The sequence below is a fragment of the Terrimonas pollutisoli genome (assembly GCF_029360765.1).
GTDB lineage: Bacteria > Bacteroidota > Bacteroidia > Chitinophagales > Chitinophagaceae > Terrimonas_B > Terrimonas_B pollutisoli.
In genome coordinates, this window is the sequence record NZ_JARKNA010000002.1 from 43157 (window position 1) to 56704 (window position 13548).

9 protein-coding genes are annotated in these 13548 nt (G+C 41.7%); 7 read left to right on the plus strand and 2 right to left on the minus strand.

The window, feature by feature from the left end; genetic code table 11:
• The first annotated feature begins 43 nt into the window (after positions 1-43).
• Both P2W73_RS04290 and P2W73_RS04295 read left to right on the plus strand, forming a co-directional pair.
• Entirely contained in the window at positions 44-790 is a 747-nt protein-coding gene (locus P2W73_RS04290; protein ID WP_276500757.1) for a pirin family protein, read from the plus strand.
• A gap of 31 nt (positions 791-821) precedes the next feature.
• Positions 822-1295, plus strand: coding sequence for a cupin domain-containing protein (locus P2W73_RS04295; RefSeq protein ID WP_276500758.1), 474 nt, complete (start codon positions 822-824; stop codon positions 1293-1295).
• 370 nt (positions 1296-1665) lie between these two features.
• Here the strand turns inward: P2W73_RS04295 and P2W73_RS04300 are convergent, their stop codons facing one another.
• Both P2W73_RS04300 and P2W73_RS04305 read right to left on the minus strand, forming a co-directional pair.
• Positions 1666-2055, minus strand: coding sequence for a hypothetical protein (locus tag P2W73_RS04300; RefSeq protein WP_276500759.1), 390 nt, complete (start codon positions 2053-2055; stop codon positions 1666-1668).
• Positions 2056-2252: 197 nt separating this feature from the next.
• Positions 2253-5060, minus strand: coding sequence for a substrate-binding domain-containing protein (locus P2W73_RS04305; RefSeq protein WP_276500760.1), 2808 nt, complete (start codon positions 5058-5060; stop codon positions 2253-2255).
• Between the two features lie 289 nt (positions 5061-5349).
• Here P2W73_RS04305 and P2W73_RS04310 point away from each other — a divergent pair, with 289 nt between their 5' ends.
• Genes P2W73_RS04310 through P2W73_RS04330 form a run of 5 tightly spaced genes read left to right on the plus strand, consistent with a single transcriptional unit; the run spans position 5350 to position 12675 of the window.
• The gene (locus tag P2W73_RS04310) at positions 5350-6681 is read left to right on the plus strand and encodes a sugar porter family MFS transporter (protein ID WP_276500761.1); all 1332 of its coding nucleotides are present in this window, start codon (positions 5350-5352) and stop codon (positions 6679-6681) included.
• 35 nt (positions 6682-6716) lie between these two features.
• On the plus strand, positions 6717-7625 hold the full coding sequence (locus tag P2W73_RS04315) for a carbohydrate kinase family protein (RefSeq protein ID WP_276500762.1): 909 nt from the start codon (positions 6717-6719) through the stop codon (positions 7623-7625).
• 15 nt (positions 7626-7640) lie between these two features.
• Entirely contained in the window at positions 7641-7796 is a 156-nt protein-coding gene (locus P2W73_RS04320; protein WP_276500763.1) for a hypothetical protein, read from the plus strand.
• Positions 7797-7807: 11 nt separating this feature from the next.
• Positions 7808-10945: a SusC/RagA family TonB-linked outer membrane protein gene (locus tag P2W73_RS04325; RefSeq protein WP_276500764.1), complete on the plus strand. Its 3138-nt coding sequence runs from the start codon at positions 7808-7810 to the stop codon at positions 10943-10945.
• 23 nt (positions 10946-10968) lie between these two features.
• Entirely contained in the window at positions 10969-12675 is a 1707-nt protein-coding gene (locus tag P2W73_RS04330) for a RagB/SusD family nutrient uptake outer membrane protein (protein WP_276500765.1), read from the plus strand.
• The last annotated feature ends 873 nt before the right edge of the window (positions 12676-13548 follow it).

Genomic DNA, 13548 nt, shown 5'->3' on the forward strand with positions numbered 1-13548 from the left:
TCAAGCCTGTGCAAAAGGCTTGAAGCATCAAAAGAATATTATCATGTTAACTATTAACAAGGCGTCGGAAAGACAAAAAGCCGGACACGGAAATTTTAGTATCCAAATCGTAATTCCTGGGCGTAATATGGAGAACGGTGATTTGGGTTTTTATAATTTAGGCAGGTTTGATGATGCCCATCTTAAGCCCGGGGCATTTATAGGAATGCACCCTCACAGAAATGATGAGATACTAACCCTGATGCGAAGAGGAACAATGCTGCATAGAGACAGTACAGGCAAGGAAGTTGCTGTAACTCCACAAAACATTATGATGATGAATGCAGGAAGCGGTATTTACCACGAAGAAAGTATTCCTGCAGATAAGTACAATGAAGATGTAAGGTTGCTGCAAATATTTATACGCCCCGAAAATGAGGACAACCAGCCACAGGTGCAGTTTGCCAATGCCGGTGAATTGGTTCCTGATCATTGGCGGTTGGTTGCCGGCTTACAAAAAAGCAATGCCCCGCTTGAAATTAAAAGCAATGTTTTGGTGTATGATATGGATTTTGAAAATACCACTGTGAGTTTGCCCAAGCCTCACTTTAAAAACACTGCTTATTTTTTGTATGTATTTGATGGTGCAATAAATATTCCTCAAACAGCTTTGGAAAAAGGAGACAGCATCATAACAGACGATGAAAATATGCTGCTGCAGGTTGATGCAAAAAGCACAGCCGTTTGTTTCGTGATAGACAAAGATGCAGGTTATACAAAAAATGGAATGTATAGCGGTATGAGAAGATAAAATAAGTTATCAAATGAGAGAAAATATAACAATGAAAAGCAATACTGAGGGAGAAATACTTGGTGTTGCAGGAGGTAATTATCGGATTATTATTTCGGGAGAAGAAACGAATGGTAACTATGCGGTAATTGAAATGCTTGTACCACCCGGTGGGGGCCCGCTTCCACATTCACACCCGGGCACACAAGAATTATTTTTCCTTATAGAAGGTGAACTTGAATTTAAAACAGAGGCGGGCAGGCAAATTGTAAATGAAGGTGGCTTTATTAATATCCCTTTTGAAGGAGATATTCATTGTTTTAAAAACACATCAGATAAACTTGCTAAACTTTTATGTACTGTAATACCGGCAGGATTAGAAAATGTATTTAGAAAGTTAGGAACAGCAGCCGGATATGGTCAATTTCTTCCCGTTGCAGAAAATACTCCGGAACATGTAACACTTATCCAGGAAGTAGATAAAAAATATGGTTTAACAACCTACGCACAAGATTTTCTCGAATGAGGCAGATAAAGCAGGATTGCCTGCAGATATTGTGTTTTTTGTTTTTATGTGAAAATGCGTCATTAAAATTGCAGGCAACGATTGTATTTCCGCTAAAATACGCCACTTCGATTGCCAAATCATTTTTCTAACTTTTTCTTTTACCACTACTTATCAGAAATGGAACCTGGTAAAAGATTACGCTGAATACGACCATAGTAGTGCTTCATTCTTAATGGCACAAGGGTCCTACAGCAGTTCGGTTGGTGATACTTCGACAGGCCTGTCTGCCGATAGGCAGGCTCAGCACACCAACCTCGGCGTTCGGCGTGCTATTTTTTGGAAGACCAACAGGGGCAGAGCACAAAGGAGCCCTCTGTTGTATGCAGCCCTATTCTAGCTTACGTAGTCTCCCATACCACTTATCGCCATCTACTTCTGCTGAGTAATAAATAATATCTCCTTCAATTTTAAGGAAGGTCACCAGCATTACAGCGCCAGGCTGAAATGGAAAATCAGGAATTGTATTTGAAAGCATCACCATTTCATACTGGCAATCATTAACCCACTTAATTTTCGATTTTATGTAGTATTTGCCGTCTCGATGATACTCAGTGTGATTTTCCTTCTTTATTTTGAAATATGCTGTTGTATCCGGAATGTCCAAGTATTTAAACGTGCCCTTTTTTATAATTGAACAGTCCAAACTTTCATTATCGTCTTGGGCTAAAGCAAAAACAGTGACAAATGATAAAGTGAAGAATAGGAAAACTCGCTTCATGATGACTCTTTAAGGGTTGCTACCAACGTGTGTATTTACGCTAATATACGCTACCTTAATCCTACAAACAATTTTTCCAAGGCCTTCTTTAGAACCAATTAATTAAAAAACGCTACTACCAGTATGTAGCGCAAATACAACCCGCATTAATCACTTCCTTAGGGATAATATCAATAATGACTGAAGGAGAGAATGCTTTACAACGCTTCCTTTTTCTTATCCTTAAACTCCGACGGTGTCACACCAAACTTTGATTTAAACACCGTAGAGAAATAGCCCTGGGATGAAAAACCAACTCTAAACGCTACTTCGGAAATAGTTAGATTCTCTTTGGCCAGCAGGAACTTTGCTTTTTGTAACCGCACATTCAGGATATAATCATTCACATTATAACCAATCAATGCTTTTACTTTCCGGTATAACTGCACCCGGGAGATGCCAATCTTTTTACAGATATCATCCACCGCAAAATCTTCGTTGGATAAATTGTTTTCTACCAGTGCCGTGAACTCATTGATAAACTTCCGGTCGATTTTATTGGCTGAGTTAGTCTTTGATTCGGTTGGCAATTCACTGGTATAATGCTCCCGTAATACGGCGCGGTTCTTCAACAGGTTTTTAATCGTTTCTTCGAGGTATTCCAGGTTGAAAGGTTTTACAATAAATGCATCGGCCTGTGATTTGATACCGGCTATTTGTTCTGAAATGCTTCCCTTGGCGGTTAATAAGATGATAGGAATATGCGAAGTCCTTATGTCCTGCTTCAATGTTTCGGTGATCTGCAGGCCATCCTGTCCCGGTAAAAGAATATCGGAAATGATCAGGTCGGGAACAATATCAAATGCAGCTGTTATGCCTTTTTCACCATTGTCGGCTTCATGTATTTCATAACTTTCACCTATTCTTTTTTTCAAAAATGCCCGCAGGTCATCATTATCTTCTATTATCAAAATCGACCGGTCTTTTTCATAAGTACCATTTGTCTCTTCCTGTAGCTCTACGGGCTCCATATCCGTGGTGTATATCTTCACATCTTCATAGGTATGAATAAGCGAAGCTTTCTCAGCCAGTATTTCATCCGGGTGCAAATGTGCTTTGCCAATCGGAAGTTTTATTTCAAAAGCAGTGCCTTTATTCTTTTCGCTTTGTACCGTAATGTATCCATGGTGCAGATCGATCAGTTCTTTAGACAGAGACAATCCCAATCCGCTACCGCGAAAACTGGTTTGCCCCTGGTAAAACAATTCGAAAGCATGCGTGGTATCCATACCTATCCCCGTGTCTTCCACTTTGATCACAGCCATATTTTCCGCAGTGAGTTTGTCAATGGTCACGGTAATGGTTCCGTTTTCAGCCGTAAACTTAAAGGCGTTGGAGAGCAGGTTGAATAATACTTTATCAAGCATGGTCACATCAAACCATACATTCAGATCCTGCACCTTGCTGCTGATCTTATACGAGATGGATTTTTTTTGCGCAATGCCGCGGAAGGAGTTGGCTATTTCGAGCACGAATTCTGAAATATTATTTTCTGTCGTATGGAGCTTCATTTTCCCTTCTTCTATTTTCCTGAAATCCATCAGCTGGTTGATCAACCGCAAGAGTCGTATGGAATTTCGCTGGATAAAGTCGAGATTATTCCTGATAGTGAAATGAAGCTTGGGTGACGACAAGGTATCTTCCAGCGGACCCATGATGAGTGTAAGTGGAGTCCGTAACTCATGAGAAATATTGGTAAAGAAATTGAACTTGGCATCGGTAGCTTCTTTCACTTTAGCCATCAATTCGATCAACTGGTTGCGCTGGTCGGCAATTTCTTCTTTCTGCAACGCCAGTTTTTTATTGATCTTTTTATTTTCCTGTAAATAATAATAAAGGATACCACCAAATATTAAAGCGAGGGCCAGTGTAGTCGAAATCGCCAGGATGATATTGGTTTGGTTTTCGGTAATGGCAATTTGCTCTTCGATCTTTTTTTGCCGTTCATCGATATCGTCCTGCTGCGCCAGCAGTTTTTCATTTTGCAAGCGCATAATCCTGACATTGGTTGAGTCAATGACGGTGGTCGACAATTCGGTTTCTTTCTGGTAAGGCTTTTTTTCTAAAATATTAAACGCTGTTTGAATGGCTTCTTCGCCGCCGGTTGGATAAAGTATGGTTGCTTTCAGAATGCCTTTTTCCACCAGGTCGATACCACCATTTTCACCGGGCAGGCCATCAATGCCGATGATCTTTATTTGTTGATCAAGCCCCAGCTTTTTACATACTTTATAAGCAGCAAAACCAAGGCGATCGTTTTGAGCAAAGATCAAATCAATATTAGGGAGTGATTGCAGTTTTTCGGTAAACTGTTTTTCCCATTCAACCGGGTACTTGTCCCAATCGGCACTGAATCTTGGAAAGGCTTTTATGCCCGGGTATTTTTTTATTACATCAGTGAAGCCCGTATGCCGACCAATATCCGCTGATGAGCCTTTATCGGGACCGGCAATTTCGAGGACATTCCCTTTGGCTTTTAAAAGTGCAATAGCATAGGCGCCGGCATCTGAACCTATTTTATAATTGTTGGCACCGATAAAGGCGGTATAGTTTTTTGCCAATGTACTCCTGTCAACCAATATAACGGGGATGCCTTTGGCATACGCTTTTTCAATAATGGGCGCAATGGGTTCTGCTTCGGCGGGGATAGCGATCAGCAGGTCAACTTTTTCGTCAATCAATTCCTGGATTTGGGCAATCTGTTTGACCGCACTAAGGTTAGCATCTTTTACGATCAACTCTATTTCCGGGTGAAAGGACAGTTCTCTTTCTACTTCCTTTTGCATGGTCTGTCTCCAGGCATCGCCAAAAGTGCATTGAGAAAAACCGATGCGGTATTTTTTTTCCTGTTTGTGGCCGGAGCAGGAGCAAAGGAGAATGGATAAGCATAGGGCAAAAAACACCCATGGCTTTTTAATTATACCACTTTTCACCTCGCAGCAATAAGCAAACAGTCGGACAAGCATGACTGCAAGTTGATGTATTTTTTAGAATTCCCTTTCTAATAATGTTTGCCTTTGTTTTAATCCCGTTTCCGCAGGTGTTTTTGATCCACCCCGATGAGATTTTTTTAGAAAAAGCGGAGACAAATTTTGAAAAGACCTAAACAGGGTTTAAATAATTGCGTATTAAATATTTGAAAATTAATGGATTAATATTTTTTGACAGATTATACAAATTCAGATCATTTTGATACGATACTGAAAGGCAAATGGGGCTATCGGCAACCATATTTGTGGCAGAAATTATTGCCATATGAATAGAAGAAATGTATTTCTTTGGTCCCTGGTCATTGCCCTCGGCGGCTTCCTCTTTGGATTTGATACAGCAGTTATCTCCGGTGCCGAACAATCAATACAGAAATACTGGACCCTTACCACTGTCGAACACGGCTTCACTGTTTCCATCGCTTTAATAGGAACAATCATCGGCGCCTTATTGGGGTCGGTACCTTCCGACAAACTGGGTCGTAAAAAGACACTTTATATTATTGCTTTCTTATACCTGGTCTCTTCATTGGGTACCGCACTGGCCAACGATTGGTATGTTTTTTTGGCCTTCCGTTTTTTGGGTGGCCTCGGAGTTGGGGCTTCATCGGTTACCGCACCTATTTATATCTCAGAAATTTCACCGGCAGAAAGAAGAGGCAAACTGGTTGGTTTGTTCCAGTTCAATGTGGTGTTTGGCATCGTCGTCTCTTACTTTTCCAATTATCTTATCGGGCAAACAGGGGAAGACGCCTGGCGGTTGATGCTTGGAATACAAGCTGTTCCTGCTGCTATTTTCTTTTTCCTGTTGCGCTTTGTACCTGAAAGTCCCCGCTGGTTGATCATGAAAAAGGGCAAGGTGGAAGAAGCCCGGGAAATATTTAAGATCATCAACCCGGCTACAGCTGATAAAATAATCACCGAAATAGAAACTACGGATAAAGAAGAAAAAGCGATTCTGCAAAAAGATCCTTTGTTTTCCAAACGATATAAAACACCTGTGATGCTGGCGATACTGTTTGCGGTATTCAACCAGGTATCAGGTATCAATGCCATCATTTATTATTCACCCCGCATTTTTGAAATGACGGGCCTTGGTGAAAGTTCATCCTTATTATCAACAGCCGGGCTGGGCTTGATCAACTTTACGTTCACGTTGCTCGCCATGAATTTTATTGATCGCATTGGCAGAAGAACACTGATGCTGATCGGTTCATTGGGATTGATCTTCACGCTGGCGATGGTTTCGTATTCGTTTTACGCCGAAAGTTTTAACGGCTTCGCTGTTCCCGTATTCTTATTTATTTATATCGCCTTTTTTGCTTTCTCGCAGGGCGCCGTCATTTGGGTTTTCATTTCAGAAATATTTCCCAACCAGGTCAGGGCCAAAGGGCAAACCTTGGGAAGTACCACTCATTGGGTGATGGCAGCGGCTATTGCTTTTTCCTTTCCGTATCTCGCCGAAAAAGCCGGCGGTGGTCACACCTTTCTTTTCTTCTGTATCATGATGTGCATCCAGTTAATTTTTGTGTGGAAGATAATGCCGGAGACAAAAGGCAAATCGCTGGAGCAGATCGAGCACACATTGGTGTTGCATTAAACAGGTTTAGTAGTTAAAATCAAAAAACGTTTGATATGACCGATGCAAAAAAAATAGTTTGTTTTGGTGAAATCTTATGGGACATACTTCCTTCCGGAGCCGTGCCCGGCGGTGCTCCAATGAATGTGGCCTATCATCTTCGCAAACTGGGACTGGATCCGGGAATTGTAACCCGTGTGGGTATCGATGACCGGGGTAAAAAGCTAATTGACCTGTTGAATGAAAATGGTATAACCACGGATCATATTCAGTTGGACTACGACATTCCAACCGGTATTGTAAATGCTACCGCTAATGAACATGGCGAAATGCAATATGATATTGTTGCACCGGCTGCCTGGGATTTTATTGCGTTGGACGATGTTACCGTTGAACTGGTAAAAAGCGCCAGTCATTTCATTTTTGGCAGCCTTGTCAACCGAAACAGCACTTCCCGAAATACGCTGTTTGCATTATTAGAAACTGCACAACAAAAAGTGCTTGACATTAACCTGCGCCCACCGCATTTTAATCGCCAGTTGGTAGAAGATCTGTTAAGCAGGGCCGATATCATAAAAATGAATAGTGCGGAACTGGAACTGATCACCGGTTGGTTTACCAGGTATAAAACTATGACTGACCGGATCGCCATCATACAAGATAGATTCAAGGTGCCCCGCATTATTGTTACGATGGGAGGTGATGGAGCCATGGTAAATATAGAAGGTGAACTCTACGGGCATCCCGGCTATGTGGTCGATGTTGCTGATACCATCGGAAGTGGCGACTCATTCCTGGCTGCTTTTCTTTTCAAACAATTAAATAATTACGGGCCCAAAGAGTCGCTGGCCTTTGCCAGTGCCTTAGGTGCATTGGTCGCTTCTAATACCGGCGGCTGGCCCGCTTACGAAATAAACGATATACAAAAACTCGCTGCTTCACAAAGCGCTGTATTCATTCAATAACTAAAACTGCTGTCAATGAAAAAGAACAATGCTGCTTATTTCAATCTTTTGTCGGATGACCCGGTTTATCCCGGTTCTTCTATCATGCCTTCATCTGCTGTCACACGACAGGATGATCATGAACGCTTACTCACTCTGAACATGAACGTTACTAATTTTTTAAACTTTTAAAAATTGCCATTATGAGAAGACTGCTTTTCTTATTTCCGTTGCTGTCGCTGGCAATAGTTTCATTTGCACAGCAAAAAACCATTACCGGTACAGTCACAGCAAAATCGGATAAAACACCATTGCCGGGTGTTTCTGTTCAATCAAAAAACAAAACGGTGCTTACAGATGTAATGGGAAAATTTTCCATTGAAGCGGCGCCGGGTGATGATCTCACTTTGACGTATATAGGAAGAAAACCTGTTACACTCAAAGTGACCGGCGACAATCTGAGCTTCGCTGTTGAGATGGAAGAAGGTGTGAAGGAGGAAGATATTGTAGTAGTTACCGGTTACACGGCGCAACGTAAAAAAGATTTGACCGGTGCTGTAGCTGTTGTGGACCTGGCGCCGATTAAAAACAATAGTTCAGGCAATACCATGCAGGCCCTGCAAGGCCGTGTTGCCGGTTTGTATATTGAAAAAAATGGGGGCTCGCCCAATGGTAGTAACTCCCGGATCCTGATAAGGGGATCAAATACATTAGGTGTAAATGATCCGCTTTATATCATTGATGGAATACCTACCACCAGGCCCGAAGTATTTCAAAACCTGGATCCCGCTGTGATTGCATCGGTGCAGGTGTTAAAAGATGCGTCTGCTGCTTCAGTGTATGGCGCCCGTGCATCGAATGGCGTTATTATCGTTACTACTAAAAATGGCGGTAACACAGATGGTAAAGTAAACTTTCAATTCAACAGCAGTGTTTCTGCTCAGTCAGAAAAAGCATCCCGCTTTGATATGCTGAATTCTGTTGACAGGGGTAAAGCTTTGTGGCAAGCTTCTGTAAATGACAGGCAGGACCCTGCAGGTGCTTATGGTGAAATTTATGATTTCAGTTGGAACAATGATTTTGATAATCCTGTGTTGAACTCTGTAACTGTGAAGCCATTTGTTGGTGGCGATCAAAATACCCCGGCTGGCAATACCGACTGGCAGGATGTAATGTATAAGACAGGTTTTGTGACCAATAATAGTTTAACCGCTTCGGCCGGTAACAGGAATTCATCACTGGAAGTAAACCTGGGTTATTATAAAAATACGGGTATGTTGCGCTACACCGGTTATGAAAGAATGAGTGGAAGCATCAATGCCATCACAAGAGGATTTAATAACAAAGCTACATTTGGTGTCAACATCCGTGTTGCCAACTCCAATGAAACATTGGTATCAAGGGATATTGGTGGTGCATCCACTACAGGGTTAGCCGTTACATTGGCGCCAACGATTCCTGTTTATCAAAAAGACGGTGTGACCTTTGCAGGTGCATCCGGTGCAGGCTATTCCGATCGTAATAATCCATTGCACATGCAATTTTTATCAAGATGGGATAACGCCAACCGCTTGTCATCTTTTGGTAGTGCGTTTGTAGAAATACAACCCATCCGCAATTTGTTTTTCAAATCAACATTGGGTGCTGATTATGCTACTTACCTGAATAAAACAATCCTGCCAACTTTTACAGAAGGTGCATTTAACAGAACTACCAATAGCCTGACGCTGGATCAAAACAAATATTTGAGTTATACTTTTTCCAACACGGTTCGGTACAACTGGGATTTGAACAGCGACAATAATTTCAAATTCCTTGCCGGTACAGAGTATATTAAAACAGATCTCGATTATCAAAATACCCGGAAAGAAGGTTTCACTATTCAAACAGAAGAGTATTTCACATTGAGCGCTGCTACCGGCAATACCAAGGTTGCCGGTGGTTCAACTGGTAACCGCTTATATTCGTTGTTCGGTCGAATCGATTACAACTACGCTGATAGATACCTGGCATCAGTAACCCTTCGCAGGGATGGTTCTTCCCGTTTTGGTGAGGACAACCGTTATGGCTTTTTCCCAGCCGCTTCTGTGGGCTGGAGAATAGACCGGGAATCTTTTATGCTGGATAGTAAACTGTTTACTGAATTAAAACTAAGAGCCGGTATTGGTCGTGTGGGTAACCAACAGATTGGTGACTTGAGCCGCTTTGGCCTGTTTGCGACAAGATATGGAACAGCGCTGTCTGATTTGGTTGGTGGATTCTGGGAGCAATACATGAATATTGGAACTGCCTATTCACTGGCTGGTGGTAATACCGGTGTGTTGCCATCAGGATTTGTTCAAACACAGGCAGCGAACTCAAGGTTGAAATGGGAAACCACCGATGAAGTAAATGCAGGTGTTGATTTTTCGCTGATGAAAAATAGAATCTTCGGTTCGTTCGATTATTTTTCCAGGAAGACAACAGGTATTCTTATTACACCACCCATTGCATCAGCATTAGGTGAAGGACAGCAGAAAACAGTAAACGGAGCATCCAAAACCAACAGGGGTTGGGAGTTTGTGCTGGGTTATCGTGGTGAAAGAATCGGTGACTTTGCTTACAATGTGCAATTAAATCTTGCTCATTTCAGGGATAAGATCACGGAGTTGCCAGAGGCAGTACGTCCAGCTTACCCGGGTAATTTGGTTAACACGATCATTGGTCATTCGCAGTTTGACATCTTCGGTTACAAAACTGCCGGATTGTTCCAATCACAAAGTGAAGTAGATGGTGCACCTACACAGATCGGCGCCGGCCCCGGCAGGATCCGTTATGTAGATATCAATAATGACAAAGTGATCAATGATCTCGATCGCACCTGGATAGGTACAACACTTCCGGCTTTGGAATATGGTATCAGGATAGATGCGAACTATAAAAAATTTGACCTGTCCATATTCGGTTCGGGTGTGGCAGGAAGAGAAGGATTTGATGTGTACACCGTGTTTAACAACCTGATGAAAAGCAGAGAGAATGTTGGCCCTGGTGTATTCGACGGATGGACGCCTACACATACCAATACAAAAGTGCCTGCATTAACCCTGAAGGATAATAACAATGAAGGCCGCACATCCGACTATTTCATGGTAAGTACTTCCTATTTCAAAATGAGAAATATCCAACTGGGCTATAGCCTGGAGAAGAAATCTGTTTTTTCAAGACTGCGTTTCTTCTTAATGGCGGAAAACCTGTTCTGGTTTAAGAGTAAAGATCATTTAAGCCCCGATCCTGAAAGAATAGACCTGGGGCCAATACCTGTACCTAAGATTTACACTTTTGGTATCAATGCATCCTTTTAAGTAAATCAAAAAACGTAATCAAAATGCAAAAACGAAATATAATTGCTTATATAGCTTCAGGAATGCTGTTGTTCAGCTCCTGTAAAAAACAACTGGACTATGTTCCAACCGGCGTATTATCATCGGCAGATCTTACTTCTCCCACTGCGGTGGAGGGCTTGGTTACTGCAGCCTATGCCGGCATTGGTAATGGAGATATGATCGGCCCCATTTATAGCAATTGGGCTTATGGGAGTGTTCGTTCAGACGATGCGTATAAAGGGGGTGGCGGTACCGGAGATGTGGGTGAGATTGATGCGATGGAACATTACAATCTTGTTCAGCCGACTATGGACGCTTTTGTCTCGCGGACCTGGAAAAATTTATTCAAATCCATTTCACGGGCCAATGTGGCTTTGCGTGCTGTGAATGCATTATCGGATGCCGACTTCCCGCAAAAGAAATCAAGAGTAGCAGAGCTGAAATTTTTGCGTGCACACAGCTATTTCACGATGAAATTGTTGTACAAGAACATTCCCATCTTTGATGAGACTGCAACAGAAGAGGAAATTTTAAAAGTCTCCAACGATCTGACCAATGATGAATCGTGGAATAAAATTGCCGCCGATTTTCAATATGCAGTTGATAATTTACCGGAAACCCAGGCACAACTGGGTAGGCCCAATAAATACGCTGCACAGGCTTACCTGGCAAAATTAAAATTGTTCCAGGCCTACGAACAAAATGCAACGCACCAGGTGGTGAACATCAACCAGACAAGGTTGCAGGAAGTGGTTGACTTAACTCAGTCAGTTATTGCATCAGGAAAATATTCATTAAGCCCTGACATCGCCGATAATTTTTTACCCGAAACAGAAAATGGCCCTGAATCAGTTTTTGCAATCCAGTTTACTATTAACGATGGTACCACATCCGGCCGATTGAATTATGAAGATGGATTGAACTACCCGCATGGTGCGCCACAATATGGCTGCTGTGGTTTTCATGCCGGCAGTCAAAACCTGGTGAATGCACACACGACAGACGCCAGTGGCCTGCCCAACTTTACTACGTTTAACAATGGTATCGCTGATTTAAAAACAGCAACAGTTGATGTGAGGTTGGATCATACAGTCGGAATTGACGGGCATGTGTATAAATATGATAACACAAAATTGTTCAGCAACAGTTGGGTGCGTGATCCGGGTGTGTATGGCAATTTTCATACAATGCGTAATCAGCAACTGGCCAATAGCTCATCCTATTTCAAAAACGGACCATTTATGGGCGTCGCTAAAAACTATGATATTATTCGTTACGACGAAGTATTGTTGATGCAGGCAGAAGCTTATATAGAATTGGGTCAGCAAGATAAAGCCTTACCACTGATCAACCAGGTTAGAGCAAGAGCAGCGGCGAGCACCGGCAAGCTGAAAAAATTAGACGGTACGTTTGCCTCCAAATATAATGTACAGCCTTATCCCGCTGCTGGCTGGACACAGGCTTATGCCCGCCAGGCATTGCAGTGGGAGAGAAGATTGGAGTTTGCAACAGAAGGTCACCGTTTCTTTGACCTGGTAAGATGGGGCATTGCGGCGCCAACCTTGAATCAGTATATCGCTGTGGAGAAAACAAGAAGAACATTTTTGGCGACGGCTGTTTTTACAGCGGGAAGAGATGAATATTTACCCATTCCTCAATCCGAGATCACATTTACGAATGGATTGTATAAACAAAACCCTGGCTATTAGGTGTAATAAAGAAATAATGGCTAATTCATATTTTGGGGCAGCCGGAAAAATAGTGGTTTTGATATGCTGACCAGGGAAGCTCTTAAAACAACATTCGGTTTATATCACCTAACCTTAGTAGAAAGAATTATTTGAATGAATGAACCTTATTACCTTATTGGTTGAGAAAAGAGGCTTGCAATTTGCACAGTCCTGGAGAGGTTAAATTAGAATAATGTAATAAGGTCGGCGGTTTATGAATCATTTTTCTACTAAGGTTTAGTGGTGGTGTTGAGTAAGAAAAATTAAAATAAGCTTTTGACAACCTGCATTTCAAAATATGAATCAATCAACATAGCAACTAAGCAATCTTTGAGATGCCGGAAAAGATATTGGCTTTAGGTGGTTAGATTAAGGTGGATTTCAAAACAACAGCGATTTTGCATCACCTAAACCTTAATAGAAAGAAGTCACTTGAATGATTGAACCTTATTACCTTATTGGTCAAAGAAAGAGGTTGGCAATTTTGCACAGTTTTTGAGAAATCGGATAAAAATAATGTACTAAGGTTGGTAATTTATGAATCATTTTCTACTAAGGTTTAGTGGTGGTGTTGAGTAAGAAAAATTAAAATAAGCTTTTGACAACCTGCATTTCAAAATATGAATCAATCAACATAGCAACTAAGCAATCTTTGAGATGCCGGAAAAGATATTGGCTTTAGGTATTTATATTAAGCAGCTTTTTAGAAGCAACATCGATTTGCATCACCTAAACCTTAGTAGAAAAAAAGTTACTTGAATGAATGGACCTTATTACCTTATTGGTCGGGAAAAAAGGCTTGCAAAATTTGCGCAGTCTTTTAGAAATCGGATAAAAATAATGTACTAAGGT

Bases quoted from the DNA above. Each gene is read 5' to 3' on its own strand.
- P2W73_RS04290 (WP_276500757.1), top strand. From the start codon at position 44: ATGTTAACTATTAACAAGGCGTCGGAAAGACAAAAAGCCGGACACGGA.
- P2W73_RS04295 (WP_276500758.1), top strand. From the start codon at position 822: ATGAAAAGCAATACTGAGGGAGAAATACTTGGTGTTGCAGGAGGTAAT.
- P2W73_RS04300 (WP_276500759.1), bottom strand. From the start codon at position 2,055: ATGAAGCGAGTTTTCCTATTCTTCACTTTATCATTTGTCACTGTTTTT.
- P2W73_RS04305 (WP_276500760.1), bottom strand. From the start codon at position 5,060: ATGCTTGTCCGACTGTTTGCTTATTGCTGCGAGGTGAAAAGTGGTATA.
- P2W73_RS04310 (WP_276500761.1), top strand. From the start codon at position 5,350: ATGAATAGAAGAAATGTATTTCTTTGGTCCCTGGTCATTGCCCTCGGC.
- P2W73_RS04315 (WP_276500762.1), top strand. From the start codon at position 6,717: ATGACCGATGCAAAAAAAATAGTTTGTTTTGGTGAAATCTTATGGGAC.
- P2W73_RS04320 (WP_276500763.1), top strand. From the start codon at position 7,641: ATGAAAAAGAACAATGCTGCTTATTTCAATCTTTTGTCGGATGACCCG.
- P2W73_RS04325 (WP_276500764.1), top strand. From the start codon at position 7,808: ATGAGAAGACTGCTTTTCTTATTTCCGTTGCTGTCGCTGGCAATAGTT.
- P2W73_RS04330 (WP_276500765.1), top strand. From the start codon at position 10,969: ATGCAAAAACGAAATATAATTGCTTATATAGCTTCAGGAATGCTGTTG.